Below are 16,826 nucleotides of genomic sequence, written 5' to 3' on the forward strand. Positions count from 1 at the left end.
CCCTGCGCGTTCCCGCGCGCCCCTGCGCCTCACCGGGGAGCGCTCAGCGCGGCTCCTTGGTCGTCGGCGTCCCACGCCGTCTTGAAGCGGGGAAGGTAGCGGCGCAGGTGCCCGGAGCTGAGGGCTTCGCCGGACCGACCGGTGATCCCGTGCTGCTCGAAGAGCCACTGGGCGAGTTGGTCGCCGTCGGGGAAGGCTCCGTGATGGTGGGTGTAGTCGTTGAACGCCAGGCGGTACTGGTCGACCGCGGTCCTGTGGGGCGGACCGGCCTGTCCCTGCTCGACGATCGGTTCCGGCTGGGGCGCAGCTTGCCGTGCGGACGCGGTGGGCGCCGTCTCCGGCACGGGTGCGGGTTCCTCGTTGGGGGGAGCCACCTGCCCGTCGGGGAGTTCGGGCGTTGCCGGTACCGAAGTCCGCGACAGCTCCCCCACAACCTCCCCCACAACCTCCTCCGCGACCTCCCCCACAGCCCGCTCCTCGGGCCCGGCGGGTAGCACGGCGGCGGCCGCCGCCGGCTCCGCCACGACCAGGGGGGCGATCACCGGGGCGGGCTGCGGGGCGGGCTGCGCCTCACGAGGCTGCGGCAGCAATGCCTTCACCGCGGGGTCCGCGGCCGACGGGATCTGCGCCACCGGCCCCGGCAGGACGGGAACGACATCCAGCTTGAACTCCGGCAGCGCCTCACCGAGGTTCGCCAGCTTCAGCAGCAGGATGAGATCCACCGGCGCCTTGTGCCGCCAGAACCGTCCGTAGCTTGCGCGGAGTCGGGCCCGGTACACCAGCCGTCGGCGCTCGTGCTCGAGGGCTTCCTCGTAGGAACGCAGCTCCCACAGCATGCGGCGGCGGAAGAGGCGCATCGTCGCGATCGGTGCGAAGATCCAGCGCCCCAGACGGGTCCGCTCGAAGAGCTGGTCGGCCTCGATCTGCGCCAGGCGTCCGACGGTGTGGCGGGCGGCTTCGATGGCGGCGACGAAGAGCAGCGGGACGACCGCGTGCATGCCGCTGGCCAGTGGGCGGGGCCAGGCTGATGCCGCGTTGAAGACGACCGTCGCGCCGGTCAGCACCCAGGCCAGCTGACGCAGGATCGGCAGGGGAATGCGCATCCAGGTCAGCAGCAGGTCGAGAGCGAGGAAAACGGTGATGCCGACGTCGATGCCGATGGGGAGGAGGTAGGAGAACCAGCCGAAGCCGTTGCGCTGAGCGAGCTTGAGGACGGCGTCGTAGGAGCCGACGAACCCGATGAGGGAGATGACGACCGTTCCGGTCACCACGATCAGCACCAGCGTCCTCTGGCCGCTGCTCAACTGGCGCCGGTTCATTCCGCTCCCTCTTACGTCTTGTCCTGGTACTCAGGTCTCTAGCTTCACACGCGCATGACAGGCCGATGTGCCACCGGATTCCGGCGCGGCGAGCGCCGGCGATGGTATCCGGCCCCACTGCGGGGCCGACTTACCAGGCAAATCGGTCTTTGGGTACGACACGAGGGCGATGTGACCCACCAACAGCCCTGCGCGTTAGTAAGGTACCGGCATGACTGCGCCCTACGCCCCGGACGACCGGGAAAAGGTAGTGTCGAAGCTGCCGCCAGCGCTCCGACAGGAACTCAAGGTCCGTGCCGCTCAGCTGTCCGTGGACATCAAGGACGCTGTCACCGACGGAATCAACGCCTGGATGAGCCACCCCGATCCGCTCCCCCAGGTCGACACCTCCGGCGGAACGCCCTTCTCCACCTACCTGCCCACGGGTCTGTACGACAGCCTCAAAGCCAGGTGCACCGAACACGGCCTCTCCTACGCCCAGGGGATCGCACAGGCCACCCGGCTGTGGCTCACGGCCAACGCCGTGATCGAGGTACGGGCCACGAGCTGTCACCGCATCATCTTCTGCAACCAGAAGGGCGGCGTCGGCAAGACAGCCACCTCGGCCGGCACCGCGCAGGCCCTCGCCGAACGCGGCTACCGGGTCCTGCTCGTCGACTTCGACCCGCAGTCCCACCTCACCCAGCAGTTCGGCATCGACCCGATCGTCTACGGCGAGCCGAGCCTGATGAAGTTCATGCTCGGCGAGGGCAAGGGCACCATCGCCGACCTGCTCGTACAGATCAAGGACGAGGCCTTCGGCGGACGCCTCCACGTCCTGCCGTCCTGCAAGGACGCCTTCCTCCTCGACGCCAGTCTCGCCAACAAGCGCGAGATCCGCCGCAAGGAAGCCGCCCTGGAGACCGCGCTGCGTCCGCTGGAAGCCGACTTCGACTACGTCATCGTCGACTGCCCGCCCAGCCTCGGTTACGCGATGGACAACGCCCTCTACTTCGTCCGCACCCGCGACGGCGAGTCCGAAGGCGACGCCGGCATGTTCGTCGTGGTCCAGGCCGAGGACTCCTCCGCCGACGCCTACGACATGCTCCTCGAGCAGGTCGACTCCCTGTGCGCCGACCTGGACATGGACGTCACCCAGCTCGGCATCGTCGTCAACCTCTACGACTCCCGGCGCGGCTTCATCGCCACCTCCTCCCTGGAGAACTGGGAGAGCATCGGCGAGCCACCCGTTGTCGCCGTCGTCCCGGACCTGCGCGAGCAGCGCGAAGCCGTCCGCTTCAAGCAGCCGCTCCTGTCCTACGCACCCACGTCCGAACAAGCCAGTGCCATGCGCGCTATCGCCCGGAGGATCAGCCAGTGACCGTCGCCGACCGACTGGGCCAGGGATCATCCTTCGGCAAGGTGCGCAACCACCGCCTGTCCGAGCGCGGCCGGGCGAAGGCCATCGCCGAAGGCTCCATCCCCGACTACGAACTCGTGCGCGTTCAGCTCACCGACGTCGCCCCCACCCCGCTCAACCCCCGCCGCAACTTCGGCACCGAGGCCGACCAGACCGCGTTCGGCGAGAGCCTGCGCAAGGCCCAGCTCGCCGCCTGCACAGGCGTCACCCGGGCCGCCTACCTGGCGCTGTGGCCCGAGCACGAGCAGCAGATCGGCGCGGCCGAGGTCGTCCTCATCAACGGCGAACGCCGATTCCGCTGCGCCGTGCACGTCGGGCTGGAAGCACTCGACTTCGTTCTGCGCGACGAGCTCGCCACCTCGCGCGAGGACTTCATCGACAACCTGCTCAAGGAGAACCTCGACCGCGAGGACTTCGACGTGATGGAGCGCGCCCGCGGTGTCGCCCAGCTGGTCGACGTCTGCGCAGGCAACCAGGCCGCGGCCGCGGGCCGGCTCGGCCGCGACCGTTCCTGGGTCACGAACCAGCTGATCCTGCTGACGCTCCCCGACGAGATCCAGGCGCTGTTGAGCGCCGGCATGCCCGAGCGTGACGGCCGCCGCATCGCCCGCCACTTCAAGGACAACGGTCACCTGACCGCCGCCGAACTGGTCGAGTGGCTCGAGGCCGCGAAGGCGGATGAGCGCCAGGCCCGCCAGGCCGAGAAGGACCTCGTGCGCCGCGCCCGCGAGGATGTGTTGTCCGCGGACAACACGCAGAGCCCGGCCGCCGCTCCCACCGACGTACCAGAGGCCTCCCCCGTCGAGGCCTCCCCCGTGGCAGCGCAGGATGTGTTGTCCGCGGACAACACCCAGTCACCCGCTCCGGCGGCCGCGCACCCTCAGGCGCCTGCCACCGCGTCATCGGCCAAGCACGATGCGCCGGCCATGAACCCGGTGTTGTCCGCGGACAACACTCCCGCGCAGGAGAAGCACAGCGATCCGGCGTCAGCCTCCGGCACCACACGCCCCTCCCCCGCCTCGCCGACCCCGGTCGAGTCCACGGCCTCGATCCCCCACCAGGGCAGCCCCTCGGCCGCGCTCACCTGGTCCGACCTCGGCTCGCTCGCCGACCTGCTCTTCGCCAACCTGCAGCCTGACGAGCTCGACGAACTGGTCCAGCTGGTCGCCGACCGACTCGCCAGCCAGTCCGCTTGAGGCGGTTGGTGTTGTCCGCGGACAACACCAACCGCCTCAAGCCCACCACTCCGGAAAGGGCCCGCTCCCCCCTGTTGGGATGCGGGCCCTTCGCCTCCCCACGGACAGCCCGGCGCCGCAGCGTGCTCGGGGCTTTGTCGGCGCTGACCCTCGTCCCAGAGGTGGCACGCTGACCGTGCTGGCCAGGGGAGGCAGCTGCGGTCTCCCAGAAGGTGGGAAGAGCACGTGTTGTCCGCGGACAACACCAACCGAGGTCGGACCATCCCTGCGGGTGTGTTGTCCGCGGACAACACACCCGCAGGGATGGTCCGACGGTCCGCCGACACCGCCAGCACCACGCGCCCTTCCCCACCTCCCCGACCTCGGCTCGCTCGCCGACCTGCTGGTCGCCAACCTGCAGCCTGACGAGCTCGACGAACTCGACCAGCTGGTCGCCGACCGACTCGCCAGCCAGTCCGCCTCAACGTTCGGTGTTGTCCGCGGACAACACCCGAGGGCCCGACCAACACGCTGGTGGTGTTGTCCGCGGACAACACCATCGGCAACGCGGGGACTCGACGGTGACGGCCAGGTGCCTGGGCGCGTAATTCGGTCGCGGCTTGTGATCCGTCCCTGTTACCAACGGCGCCATGTCAGAGATGCGCACGCACGTAATGGAGACGCTGCACGGCGAGGTCGTCGTGGAGGATGCCGGGCCGCAGGACGGGTTGGGGGTGATCGTTCATCCGGGGTCGCCGGGGTCGCGGCTGTTGTTCGGGCCTGGTGCCCGGATGGCAGGGGGGTTCGGGCTGCGGTTGGTGAGTTTCGACCGGCCCGGATACGGCCCTCGCGCGGCGGCGCCCGAGCGGAGGGTGGTGGACACAGCGGTGGAGACGGGCGTGATCGCTGACCGGCTCGGGCTGGAGCGGTTCGCCGTGTGGGGCTTCTCCGGGGGTGGCCCGTACGCGCTGGCTTGCGCGGCGACCATGCCTGAGCGGGTTGTCGCCGCCTGCGTGTTCGCGTCGCCAGCTCCATACGCACCGGAGGAGTTCGACTATGCCCAGGGCTGGTCGGCGGCAGGGCGCCAAGAATTCGAGCGGTACTTCACCGACCGGAAGACCGCACGGGCGAACTGGCGGCTGGACGCGGAGGCGTTCCTGGCGAGGTGCTCGGACACAGAGGGCTGGCTGGAACGCTGGGGCGACCTGGCGGAGCAGGACGACGCGCACAGCCGGGAGGTCGCCGAGTACCTGGCCGCGGACGTGCGCGAGAGCCTGCGCAACGGCGACCAGGGCTACTGGGACGACTGGGTGTCATTGATCGAGCCCTGGGGCGTCGACCTGGCCGACATTCGCGTGCCGGTGCGGCTGTGGCACGGGGTGGGGGACCGGAACATGCCTGTCGGGCACGGTCGTCAGCTCGCCAAGCTCGTCCCTGGGATCGAGGCGTGTTTCCCCGACGAGGACCACACCACGATCGAGGACGACCACCGCCGCGAGGCATACGAGTGGCTGACGAGCCTAAAACCGTAGACGAGGACTGCGGTTCGCGGGCAGGCAGCCACCGGACCGCGCCTGCGAACCCTGCCCATGTGACGCCACAGATGAACCACCGTCACCACGGATACGGCATCCTGCCGACCCTGGCATCGGGCGCGTCAACCGCTCTCGAAGGCGACCGTGCAGAGAAGAATGCACCCGTGACGTTTGCGCTTCCGCCGTGGACAAAGCCGGGAGCCGCCCTGATCGTCCGCGTGAAGCCGTGGCCTCTGGGCACTGGGCACTGGCTACCCCAGCATGGTTTTGGCTCCGGTGACGAACCCCGGCAAGCTGAAGCGGCTGATGCTCGTGGACGTCGAAACCTACCGCTACGGCCAGAACCACACGCGGCGCGGCAACGTGTACACGGTCCACAAGGAACCGCCGGTGGCAGCGGCCGAAGCTCCGGGTTCCGAGCCATGAACTGCCCGGGCGTGTGCGCCGGGCAATGGAGGAGCGCCGGGTCCACGGCCTGGCGCGGGAGCGGGTGGAGGCCAACAGGCCGGCCCGCGGGAAGAGTGGAGGGTCGGGCGTGAGCCTGCGCATCAACACGAGCGCGGTGCGTGCCGTGCTGTTGGCCGACGGCTGGCATGTGATCGTTCCGGGCTCGTTCCGCCTGGACGTCCTCGAATTCAGCCAGCACGACCCAGTGGTGCCTGCAGGGTCCGCGGAACCAAATCCCATCCGGTCGACCGGGGGCGACGGCTTCGAGTTCGAGGAGGAGGACGGGATGGTGGCGGGACCGCTGTCGTCGGTCCTGGCGGTCTCGTACGCGGCGCCGGTCAAGTCGCTCGGGTCCGGCTTCGACCAGCTGGCACAGCTGCTGCAGGGCGAGGTGGTCCAGGCCGGAGGCGCGCAAGCCGTGCACTTCAGCTACGGAAACAGGCAGTTCGAGGTCTGGGTGGACGACTCCGGCCAGTGGGCGTTCTCCCTCCTCGGGCACAGGTCCGGTGATCGTGAGCTGGTGTCCCACACCGGGCTGAGCGCTGCAGAGTTCCGCGATCTGCCGAGCATGGTGATGGGCGAGATCAAGGGCGGGTTCGGTCGCGCCCAGGACAGGCCGGAGTCCGACCCCGCCGAGGGCGAGAGCCGGTCGGCGAACAAGCGACTCGAATAGCCATCAGCGATTAGATCCGTAACTAGATAAAACATTAGATTCGACTATGCTGCCCAGGAAGGAGGTCCACGCATGCCCGACGCCCGGCCCTTGATCGACGCAGTCGACGCCCTGCTCGCCGAGGACAACGAACACGACCTGCCCGCACCTGCCGAGCGGGCGCGCCTGCGCAAGGCCGCCAGACTGACGCAGCGCCAGGTCGCCGATGCGCTCGGCGTGCGCGTGGAGACGGTCTGGACATGGGAGAAGGGGCGCACCGAGCCCCGCCCGCCGCAGCGGGCCGCTTACGCCCACCTGCTGCGGCAGATCGCCGCCCGACTCGCCGACAACCCGACGCAGGGGGAGTGATGGACGCCAAGGCCTACAACGCCGGTCTCGCCGAGCTGCGCGGGATGCGGGACGACATCAAGGAGCTCGCGAAGGAGCTCGTGGCGCTCGAGTCGGAGCGGGACAAGCTGGTCGTCCAGCTCGGCGGCTACGCCAAGGCGAACGCGGACCGGCTCGCCCCGGCTGCGGGCCTGGCCGTGGCGGACATCGTCGTGCTGGCACCTCACCTAGGGCCCCAGGAGCCCACAGGAGCCCCTGAAACGAGCAAGGCCGACGTCGGCACCACCCTCCCCGAGAACGCGGCGCAGACGCCCTCACAGGCGCCCGAGAAACCCGTCGGCGCACTCGCCCCGGACCTGCGCCGCGCAGCGGTCGCAACGGAGGTCACCGCCCCCGCTTCCACCCTCGCCCCCGCCGCCGCCGCCGCTTCCGCTTCCGCTTCCGCTTCCAACGATGGCGAGCAGGAGCAGACCCCAGCCGCCGACGTCGCGCCCGCACCCGGAGAGCCCGCCGCGGTAGAGGCGGCCGTCGGCCTGACGCAACCGGCCACCGAGCCGACCTCGGCGGTGGCTTCGGCGGGCGCCGGGCAGGACCGGACACTGCCGTCGATCCCGGAGGGAGCGGCGGGGGACCGGTGGACAGTACCGACGCCGGGCCTGTCCTCGAAGCGCCCGAACTTCACCCAGCAGGTGCGCGGCATGGCGTTCCTGGACACCCTCACCGGCGTGCTGGTCTTCCGGGACCAGCAGGTCCGCGTCGACCTCGGGTCCGGGTCGGTGGGGGAGATCCTGACCGCCGTCTACGCCGCGGTGCCCGCGTCAGTGGAGCGGATCTACGTCACCGCAGGCGACCCGTGGCACCGAGAGGCGGAGCGTTACCCGTACCTGCGCGACGCGGTCGCGGCGTGGCTCGCGGGGCCGCTGCCGGAGGGCTGGACGGTGGAGTCCTCACGAGGGAAGGACCGGATGGCCGGTCACCTGGTGCACGAGCGCCGCCCGGTGGGGCGGTGGCAGCGTGGTGACCAGCACTGCGAGATCCGCAGCGTGGGGGAGTGGTTCGACCCGGCCGGCGCCGACCCGGCGGTGGTCCGGGACGCGTTCGTGCTGTTGTGGCAGAACCTGCGTCACCAGTGGTCCGACGTCGTTCTGATGGGATCGCCCTCCCAGACCGGCCGGGACCTGTGGTCGCGCACCATCCCGTCCAAGGCCGGCGCACGCTGGGCCGAGGGCTACCCGGTCATGTCCGAGGAGGTCCGCGGCCTGCTGCACGCGACGGCCGGGCAGGGCCGCACCGAGCTGCTCACCCCGCCGCGCGTGCCCGCGCAGCTGCCGGGGTGGGTGGAGTTGGACCGCACCTTCGCCTACGCGAAGCACTGCTGGAGCTCGGGCGTCGGCGAGCCGAAGCGGGTCTCCGCGCAGGCTTTTGCCGCCATGCCGGAGAAGGAGCAGACCAACGCGCTGTTCGCCCCGTCGCACTGGCAGATCCGGGTGACGGTGCCGGAGGGCTGGCAGCACGTCGGCCTGCTGCCTGCGCCGATCACCGGCGACAAGGCATGGGCCTACCCGAACGAGCCGGGCCGAACGTTCACCACCTGGGCCGGGGGAGCGGAGGTCAACCTCGCGCTGCGCAACGCGCTCGGACCGTGGCGGATCGAGATCCTCGACGGACTCCTGTGGGAAACCGGCACCCCACTGAAGGACTGGTCGACGAAGCTGAAGGACGTGTGGGGCTCACTGCGCGCCATGTCGGAGATCCACATGGATCCGAGGCAGCGACAGGCCGCAGCCCTCGCCTCCCGCGCGGTCCGCAGCATCCTGCTCTTCGGGATCGGCGGATTCGCGCAGCGCCCCAACACCGTCACCGGCCAGGTGCCGATCGGCATGGAGGCGGGCATCCCGGACGGGGCCCAGATCATCGGCATGTCCGACACCCACGTCACCTGGCAAGGCGAGTCCGGGTTCTCCCGCAACCCGTACGCCCACCCCGAATGGGCAGCCGGAGTCTGGTCCGGCGCGCGAGCGGCCCTGCTGTCCACACGGATGCGCGAGGACAACGTCTCCGTCGGCGCGCTGCACCTGCCGCCGGGGTCGATCGTGGCGTTCCGCACCGACGCCATCTACGCCACCGTCGAACCCTCATGGCCCTACCACGGGCAGCCCGGCGACTACCTGCTCAAGGGCCGCATCCCCGAGCCCGTCGCCGCGCCCGGCACCGACGAGGAGTTCTTCGCCCTGCAGGCCGCCGGCCGCGCCCGCTACACCGCCGACCTGGAGGCGAGCCAGTGAGCGAGGCCCTGCCGATGACCGTTGGCGTCGCCCGCGACGCGGAGGGCGAACTGTACGTTCCGGCGCAGCAGGTCACCACTTTGCTGCGCCGCCTCGCCGCGCATTGGCGGACGTGGGGCGAGGAAACCGCCGCGCTCGACACCGGGACCGTCCACGCCCTGGTCGACGAACTCCTCGAGGTCGCCGACCAGCTCGACGTCGAATGCATCGCCCGCACCCGCCCGAACCCGGAAGGCGGTGAGCGGTAGTGCCCCCACGCCGACGCCGCGGCGGCCGCGGCACCCCGCCCCCCGCCCCGCAGCTCAACCAGGCCGCTCAGCTCACCCAGCAGTTGCTCGATGCCGGCTACACCAAGCGCCAGGTCGGCCACATCCTCGGACGTGACCCGTCGCTTGTTTCCCAGTTCTTCACCAAGAACAAGGGCGCCGCGTTCGTGCCCGCCCTCCAGCGTGCTGTGGAGGCGATGCGGATCGGGGCTGCCACCACCCCCGACGAACTGCGCGACGTCGCCGGGGCTCTGGTCAAGCGACGCACCACCGCCGGGGGCCGCAAGGCCCGGGTGCGCACCAAGAACGTCGTCGGCGACACTCACCGCTCCTCCATGGCCCGCGCCGCCAAGCAGCACATTGCCTCCGGCGCGTCCCGGCTGCGCCCGGTGATCGCGGATCAGGCCGAGGTCGGCGGGAAGATCGCGTTCTCGGTGCGGGCGAAGAAGAGCGCGTTCGTCTACGACGCCGGCCGCCCCAAGGACTCACCCGGTATTCGGCGCGGCGTCGTCCAGCGCAAGGACGGCACCGAGGAACGCTCCTACGGCAACAGCCTCGGCCCGGGCACCGGCGAGTCCGGCTTCGCCGCTACCGAATGGCAGGCCAAGGTCGACGCAGCTGGCGGCGACGTCGCCGCCGCAGTGAAGAACTGGCTGGTAGGCACCGGCCGCCTCAAGGCCGACGCCGACATCACCCACCTCGAGATCCGCGGATGGAAACCCCGCCAAGAGCGCTGAGCGGGCACGACACAGGGGCGGGCGCACCGATGCGTCCGCCCCTGCCTGCTCCCCGTAACGCCCGACACGCTCCCCCTCGATCTCCCCCTCAAGAACTGGCCTTCCGCACGACGGCCGGCACGGCACCGGTCACGACCCGGGGGCGCTGCCCCCGGACCCCCGCCAGCGCCTAGGGCGCGCTGGACCGCCCCTCCTTTCGGGGGACGCTTGCGCTCCCCCGAACCCCCTAGCCCCTGCCGCCTGCCCTGGGCAACGCGTCGCAAGCTCCGCGTCGCCCACCGCCGCGGCCTGGCGGCCGCGCTGGGCAGTTGCCCCAGGACCACTCGGCTGAACGTCCGACATCAGGAGCCTCAGCGACGACTTAGCAGGGAACGCCCAGCACGGGGACTTGCATCCCCGTCATGGCTTGTCGTCAGGTCGAAGGGGAAGTGTCACCAGCTCACCTCGCCACCCCCTACGTCCTTTAAAGAGCGCACCGAGCAGATACGGCTGTGAGCTGCGGAAACGCCGGAATCAAGGCGATCGTGAGAACGGCAAACACGACCGTAGGAACGGGTAACCCGTTCCTACGGTCGTCTCAACCCGATCCTAGAAACCCATCAGATGCACCAGAAGTTCAGGAGAAGGCCGCTGAACAGCACTCTTCCCAAGACCCATGACGCTGCGGACGCACCATCAGACACCCACACGACACGCGTGTGTTGTGCCCCTCATGACTCACCAGCTCATGTACGATCCGTTCATCAATCCCGGTTTCTGAACCGGATCACATCCACCACAAGTCGATCCATGGCGGGAACGGAGGAGACCCAGTGGCACGCGCCCTGCGGCGGGTCGTCGACGAGGTCGGCAACACCGTCCCCACAGCGCCGTACCTCTACAGCGGCTGGCACACCACCGCCGACAAGCGCCGAGTTCGCGCGATCTGCTCCTCAAAGGCCTTCACGCCCGCGGAGAAGTTCCTGGTCCTGTGGTTCATCGGCTCCACACCGCCCGGCATGATGCCGGTCAACATGACCGCCACCGCCATCGCCGAGGAAGTCGGCATGACCGCCGACTCCGTCAGCCGCATGCTGCGCAAGCTCGCAAAGCACCGCATCATCGTCAACACCGGGCAGATCGGGCGGATCAGGATGTACAGCATCAGCCCGTACATCGCCTTCCACGGCCCGGGTATCGAGCAACGCGAAGCCGTGAAATCCTGGAACCCGCCCGACATCCCGGGCTGGACCGACACACCCGCGCACGAGCGTTGGGAGGAGCCGCAACGATGACCAGCAAGAGCGACTACAAGGCCCTCCTGCGTCGGACACACGACCTCACCCCGGCCCAGCGCCTGGTCGTCATGCTCTACGCGCTGTCCGACAGCGATCGTGGCGGCGTCGTCCGCGAGACCGGCCAGGACCTCGCCGAGCAGCTCGGCATGACCCCGACCGTGTTCAGCCGGATCCGCAAGCAACTCGTCGAGGCCGGCTGGCTCGAGCAGTCCGAGAAGTTCGCGCACATCACCTACTTCCGGCTCTCGCCCCAGGCTCTCGGCGAGCAGACCGTGGTGCCGATGCGTCGCGCCATCTGAGCGCAGTGTGTGAGGGGCTGCCCACCAGGTGGGCAGCCCCTCACACGTTCCTACCCTCGGATCAGATGAACGAGAAGTACATCTGATCCGAGGCATCCGCGGCTCCCATGAACGTCTCGTGCACTCGTGGTGTGGTGGGTTGTTGTAAGGGTGTTGTTGTTCTGGGCCGTCCCGCCTTCGCTTGGTTTTGCCGGGTGCGTTGCCGGGTGCGTTGCCCGGTGCGGGTGGTCGGGTTGGGGTGGATGTGATGATTGCCGGCCCGTCTCCGTCTCCGTCTCTGCCCGCTTCTGCTTCTGCTTCTGCTTCTGCTTCTGCTTCTGTGTCTGGGTTTGTGTCTGTGCGGGTGCCTGTGTGTGAGGGTCGCTGGCTCGTTATCGGTGCTGGGCCGGCTGGGTTGGCTTGTGGGAAGAATCTTCGTGATGCTGGTCTGGATTTTGATATTGTGGAACGTTATGGCGGGTTGGGTGGTATTTGGCGTTATGGCCGTGTTGGTGGTTCGGTGTACCGTTCTACTACGCTGATTTCGTCCAAGCGGTTGGCGGCGTTCCGTGGTTTTGCGATGCCTGATCATTGGCCTGACTACATTAGCCACGGGCAGGCCCTGCGTTATCTGCGCGACTATGCCCGTACGTACTGTTTGATCGACAAGATTCGTTTCGGTGTGGAGGTCGTCACTGCCACGCCGGCTCTCACGGGTCTGGGTTGGGACGTTACTTTCGCTGACGGTTGCTGTACCCGTTATCGGGGGATCGTGGTGGCTACCGGCCACCACTGGGAGCCTAACTGGCCTGCTGGCTTGGACACCTTCACCGGTACGGTTGTTCACTCCGGCGAGTACCGCACTCCGGCTCTGTTTCAGGGCCGTCGTGTTCTGGTGGTGGGTGGCGGTAATTCCGGCTGTGATATTGCCGTTGAATCGGCTCGCACGGCCGTGCGGACCTTTCACTCGGTCCGTTCCTGGGGCTGGTTCCTGCCCAAGTTTTTCCTGGGTCGTCCTACCGATGAGGTCCTGGAACAGTTGGTGCGCTGGCACGCTCCGCGTTGGACTCGGGCGTTGTTGCGTCGCCTGATGGTGGGTTGTGTTTTCGGTGATGTCTCGCGCTTTGGGCTGCCGCGACCTGTGGGTGGGTTTCTTGGTGGCCGGCTGGTGCTGAATTCCGAGATTGTTCACCAGGTCGCGCATGGTCACGTCCGTCCTAAGCCTGCCGTTAGTGCCTTCGAGGGGGGCCGGGTCCGGTTTGCCGATGGGACTGGTGAGCGGGTTGATGTCGTGGTTTGCGCTACCGGGTACCGGGCCGTCCTGCCGTTTCTGCCCGACCGTTACGCGCGCTTGGGCCAGGCCGGTGGCGGCCCGGGATTCCCGTTGCACGCGTTCACCTGCGATCGGGACGACCTTTTCGTGGTCGGTATGGTGCAGCCCGACAGCGGTGCCTGGTGGCTTTTCGACGACCAGGCCCGGCTGGTGGTCTCTTACATTCGGGCCGCTGCCCGTGCGGGTGCTCCTGCGGCGCGCAGCATTGTGGACCGTGCTGCGCGTCGCCGCTACAGCCCCGGGGGACTGCGTGTCGACCATGACCGCTACGCCACCGTTCTGGCCGGTACGGCTCGCCGTCTGGACCGCCTCGCAGCCCGTACTGCGGGGGCGGCTCGTACTGCGGGGGCTGCCGGCACAGCCGCCACGGCCCTTGTCCCTACGTCCGCGATGGCAGATGAGGAGCGCGTGTGAACGGCAACCCGATCATCCGAGGCATCCTGCTGGAAGGGCTCAACTTCGCTGGGAAGTCCAGCACCGCCGTCGCGCTGGCCTCGCTCCTGCGTGCCCATGGCTGCGATGTCGCGGTCCGCCATTGTCACGTTAGTGACGATCCGGTGGTGCGGCAGTTGCAGGGCGAGGCCAAAGCCGCTGTCCGTGCCACTGGTTCCGGCCGGTTCCCCGATCCCGAGCTCCTGCGCGGCTTCAATACCCTCAAGTCCGCCCAGACCCTCATCGACAGCGTCCTGGCTGCGGCCACCCCGTACGCTGCCGGGGCCGGTGGCCCGATTCTGGTTCAGGACCGTCACTGGTTCAGCCAGTACTGCAGCAACGAGTTCTTCAACCCTGGTGAGGGCTTGCTCGCGTCTGTTTGGCGTGACCACCATGCACCCTGCTTCACCGTCCAGGCTTATCTCACCTGTGCTCCCGCCGAGCGTCGGCGCCGTGCCGGCGGCCGCGACGGTGACACCCACGGCCTTAACAGCTACCTGCGCCATCACCTGGACCGCCTTGCTGACCTTGACACGTTCAGTCTGCGGATCATCGGTGAGGACCCTCGCTGGACGGTGCTGTCCACCGACGATCACTCCCCGGCGGAGATCGCGCACCGCCTGCTGACTGTGTTCCACGCCCGAGACCAGCAGCCCACCGCGGCCACGGTGCCCGGCGTCGGGCCTGTTGTAGCCGCATGACCAGCCCGCACACTGTGAGCCTGGCCGGGCACCGGGTTCCCCGTCTGGGGTTGGGCACGATGCCCCTGGCCGGCCCCGGCAACTGGGGTCTGCTCGACGACCCCGAACGCGGGATCCGCGTTTTGCGCGAGGCGGTCCATACCCACGGTCTGCGCCACCTCGACACCGCCGACGCCTACGGCCCACACACCGTCGAGGACCTCATTCGCCGCGCCCTGCACCCCTATCCGGACGACCTGCTGATCGCGACCAAAGTCGGTCTTGTTCGCCCGGGCCCGGGCCGCTACGCGCCCTCGGGCCGCCCCGAGCGTCTGCGCGTCGCGGTCCATGGCTGCTTGCGCCGCCTGGGAGTGGACCGGCTGCCGCTGTGCTACCTCCACCGCGTCGATCCCGAGGTGCCCCTGGCCGACCAGCTGGGCGCCCTGACCGAGCTGCGCGACCAGGGGCTGGTCGGCGCGATCGGCCTGTCCGGCGTCGACACGGGGCAGCTGACCCGCGCATTGGCGGTCACCGCCATCGCCGCCGTCCAGAACCGGCTGCGCCGCCTGGACCCAGGCGACCCGGTCCTGGAGCTGTGCCGCACGCGCGGCATCGCCTTCGTGCCCTACCGCCCCCTGGGGGGAGGCGAACTCGCCGCCCACGCATCACAGATCCTGCCCGCCCTGCTCGCTCTGGGCGACCACGTCGTACCGATCCCGGGGACCACCCGCCCCGACCACCTTGCCCATCTCGTCCGCTCCGCCCATCTCGTCCGCTCCGCCCATCTCGTCCGCTCCGCCCATCTGGTTCGCTCCGCCCAACCTCATCGGGGGGACGAGGACGAGGATTACCGACCGACCCCGACGAAAGGTCAGACATGGACGTCATGACGGCCGTACTCACCCGCCGCAGCGAACACACACTGTGCGAGCCGGCCCCCACCGACGACGAATTCACCCAGCTTCTGGCCACCGCCGCTCATGCCCCCGACCACGGCCGACTGCGCCCCTGGCGTTGGATCCTGCTGCGCGATCGCGCCCGTGAACGGTTGGGCACGGCCCTGGCCGCCGACGCCCCCGACCACCGCCGCGACCAGAGCGCGGCCAAGGCGCTGCGCGCACCGTTGCTGGCGACGCTGGTGTTCACACCGTCGTCGGGCCACAAGGTCCGCGAATGGGAGCAACTGGCGTCGACCGGTGCAGTGGCGCAGTCGCTGATGCTGCTCCTGCACAGCCGAGGCTTCGGCAGCATCTGGCGTACAGGCACAGCCGTGGAGTCCGCGGCTGTGCGTTCGTTGCTCGGTCTGACCGACTCCGAGCAACTCCTCGGGTGGCTCTACGTGGGGACCCCGGACGGTCAGGGCGGCTCGATTCGGCGGCCTTTGGCCGACGTCGGCAACCGCGTCTCGGTTCTCGCCCAAGCCCCATCGCGCTGACGGCCGTCGGTACCTTCGTAGCTTGCTGCGGCGCTGGCTGTGGCCCTGTTCGCCGGTGTGTAGCTGTGCCAGCTGCGGAGAGTTCGTCTGACCGATTTGAGTGCGGATGCTTCGGTTCTCACATTCCACGATTCGGCCCGGTCCCTGACGGGCTGCGCCACCTGTCCCGTTCCGGCTTGGGCGCAGTTGCTCCTGTGCGCAGCGGAGCACATGCTGCGCCTGGTTCCGGCCGAAGGCCGGCTGCTCACCTGGAGTCGTCCAGGGCCCCGTCTGGGGCTGCCCGAATTCATGGACTGTGCGTCGGCGTGCCGCGCTTCCTCCCGTATCGCTCTGCCGTCGCGTCAGCAGTGAGGCGCGACAGCACCCGGTAGGCCGTCAAGAACGTTATAGAAATGGATAGTTCATCGCTGTGAGGCTTGCGGCCCCTTGGCGAAGCGCAGGGAGTGGCGAACAGCAAGATCACGAAGAGTGATCAACTGACATAAAGTCAGTTTTGGTCGATGGAGGACTTCCGAAAATCGACGCATAACCAAGCGGAGAAGTTCCCTCGCCGCCCAATAGAGTGCGAACCGGGCGATTTCCTGGAAAACCGCGCGGATCGCCCATGAATTCCTTCCAGCCCGCTATGAATCGGTCGCTAAATCTTCGTAGCATTACCAATGCCGGAATGCTATTTCAGCGCCGGAGGCGCGCCCCCGCCAGAGACATCCACCACCCGTCACCAGATCCGCACCCGATCACTGCCCCAGCCAGCAACTGATCCCTGACCAACGGTCAGGGAGATCCCCAATCACCATCCGGACGCCGAAGGCGGCCGGCCCCACCACAAACCACACACCAACAAAGCGCCCGAAGCGGCGCACTGCCACCCCCAACCCAGAATTTCCGAAGGAAATTCAAAGCCGCCCAACCAAGAATTCCCGAAGGGAATTCGACAGCAACACGCACGGATTCCCCGAAGGGGAATCCACTCGCGGGGAATTCCGTAAGGAATTCCCGAAAGGCCGTAGGCCCCGCCCCCGCCAGAGACATCCACCACCCGTCACCAGATCCGCACCCTATCACTGCCCCAGCCAGCAACTGATCCCTGACCAACGGTCTGGTATATCCCCAATCACCATCCGGACGCCGATGGCGGCCGGCCCCACCACAAACCACACACCAACAAAGCGCCCGAAGCGGCGCACTGCCACCCCCAACCCAGAATTTCCGAAGGAAATTCAAAGCC

The 16,826-nt window shown here is 68.5% G+C and carries 16 protein-coding genes; 15 read left to right on the forward strand and 1 reads right to left on the reverse strand.

All coding sequences use genetic code 11. The annotated features are described in order from the left end of the window. Nucleotides 1-29: 29 nt before the first annotated feature. Complete coding sequence (locus ABH931_RS38205) at nucleotides 30-1,319, reverse strand: DUF2637 domain-containing protein (protein ID WP_370124323.1); 1,290 nt, start codon at nucleotides 1,317-1,319, stop codon at nucleotides 30-32. Between the two features lie 211 nt (nucleotides 1,320-1,530). Here ABH931_RS38205 and ABH931_RS38210 point away from each other — a divergent pair, with 211 nt between their 5' ends. The 15 genes from ABH931_RS38210 (at nucleotide 1,531) to ABH931_RS38280 (ending at nucleotide 15,598) form a co-directional block, all read left to right on the forward strand. Further along, nucleotides 1,531-2,679, forward strand: a complete 1,149-nt coding sequence (locus ABH931_RS38210) for a ParA family protein (protein WP_370124325.1) — start codon at nucleotides 1,531-1,533, stop codon at nucleotides 2,677-2,679. Continuing rightward, nucleotides 2,676-3,914, forward strand: coding sequence for a ParB/RepB/Spo0J family partition protein (locus ABH931_RS38215; RefSeq protein ID WP_370124327.1), 1,239 nt, complete (start codon nucleotides 2,676-2,678; stop codon nucleotides 3,912-3,914). Before ABH931_RS38210 ends, ABH931_RS38215 begins: the two co-directional genes overlap by 4 nt. A gap of 629 nt (nucleotides 3,915-4,543) precedes the next feature. Next, nucleotides 4,544-5,425, forward strand: coding sequence for an alpha/beta fold hydrolase (locus ABH931_RS38220; RefSeq protein ID WP_370124329.1), 882 nt, complete (start codon nucleotides 4,544-4,546; stop codon nucleotides 5,423-5,425). A gap of 279 nt (nucleotides 5,426-5,704) precedes the next feature. Beyond that, on the forward strand, nucleotides 5,705-5,854 hold the full coding sequence (locus tag ABH931_RS38225) for a hypothetical protein (RefSeq protein ID WP_370124331.1): 150 nt from the start codon (nucleotides 5,705-5,707) through the stop codon (nucleotides 5,852-5,854). A 109-nt stretch (nucleotides 5,855-5,963) separates the two neighbouring features. Next, on the forward strand, nucleotides 5,964-6,548 hold the full coding sequence (locus tag ABH931_RS38230) for a hypothetical protein (protein WP_370124333.1): 585 nt from the start codon (nucleotides 5,964-5,966) through the stop codon (nucleotides 6,546-6,548). 72 nt (nucleotides 6,549-6,620) lie between these two features. Further along, nucleotides 6,621-6,896 (forward strand): helix-turn-helix domain-containing protein, encoded by a 276-nt coding sequence (locus tag ABH931_RS38235; RefSeq protein WP_370124335.1) that lies wholly within the window; start codon nucleotides 6,621-6,623, stop codon nucleotides 6,894-6,896. Then, nucleotides 6,896-9,160: a Mucin-19 gene (locus tag ABH931_RS38240; RefSeq protein ID WP_370124337.1), complete on the forward strand. Its 2,265-nt coding sequence runs from the start codon at nucleotides 6,896-6,898 to the stop codon at nucleotides 9,158-9,160. Before ABH931_RS38235 ends, ABH931_RS38240 begins: the two co-directional genes overlap by 1 nt. Next, entirely contained in the window at nucleotides 9,157-9,408 is a 252-nt protein-coding gene (locus tag ABH931_RS38245; RefSeq protein WP_370124339.1) for a DUF6213 family protein, read from the forward strand. Before ABH931_RS38240 ends, ABH931_RS38245 begins: the two co-directional genes overlap by 4 nt. Then, complete coding sequence (locus tag ABH931_RS38250) at nucleotides 9,408-10,163, forward strand: hypothetical protein (protein WP_370124341.1); 756 nt, start codon at nucleotides 9,408-9,410, stop codon at nucleotides 10,161-10,163. The genes ABH931_RS38245 and ABH931_RS38250 overlap by 1 nt, the downstream gene beginning before the upstream one ends. Before the next feature lie 812 nt (nucleotides 10,164-10,975). Next, nucleotides 10,976-11,437 carry a helix-turn-helix domain-containing protein gene (locus ABH931_RS38255; RefSeq protein WP_370124343.1) on the forward strand — a complete coding sequence of 154 codons (462 nt, stop codon included), beginning with the start codon at nucleotides 10,976-10,978 and terminating at the stop codon, nucleotides 11,435-11,437. Continuing rightward, entirely contained in the window at nucleotides 11,434-11,739 is a 306-nt protein-coding gene (locus tag ABH931_RS38260) for a helix-turn-helix domain-containing protein (RefSeq protein ID WP_370124345.1), read from the forward strand. The genes ABH931_RS38255 and ABH931_RS38260 overlap by 4 nt, the downstream gene beginning before the upstream one ends. A 247-nt stretch (nucleotides 11,740-11,986) precedes the next feature. Next, nucleotides 11,987-13,465, forward strand: a complete 1,479-nt coding sequence (locus ABH931_RS38265) for a flavin-containing monooxygenase (RefSeq protein WP_370124353.1) — start codon at nucleotides 11,987-11,989, stop codon at nucleotides 13,463-13,465. Continuing rightward, on the forward strand, nucleotides 13,462-14,184 hold the full coding sequence (locus ABH931_RS38270) for a hypothetical protein (RefSeq protein ID WP_370124347.1): 723 nt from the start codon (nucleotides 13,462-13,464) through the stop codon (nucleotides 14,182-14,184). The genes ABH931_RS38265 and ABH931_RS38270 overlap by 4 nt, the downstream gene beginning before the upstream one ends. Continuing rightward, entirely contained in the window at nucleotides 14,181-15,053 is an 873-nt protein-coding gene (locus ABH931_RS38275) for an aldo/keto reductase (RefSeq protein WP_370124349.1), read from the forward strand. The genes ABH931_RS38270 and ABH931_RS38275 overlap by 4 nt, the downstream gene beginning before the upstream one ends. Next, entirely contained in the window at nucleotides 15,041-15,598 is a 558-nt protein-coding gene (locus tag ABH931_RS38280) for a nitroreductase (RefSeq protein ID WP_370124351.1), read from the forward strand. The genes ABH931_RS38275 and ABH931_RS38280 overlap by 13 nt, the downstream gene beginning before the upstream one ends. Nucleotides 15,599-16,826: the final 1,228 nt, after the last annotated feature.

This window comes from Streptacidiphilus sp. MAP12-33 (genome assembly GCF_041261265.1).
Classification (GTDB): Bacteria; Actinomycetota; Actinomycetes; order Streptomycetales; family Streptomycetaceae; genus Streptacidiphilus.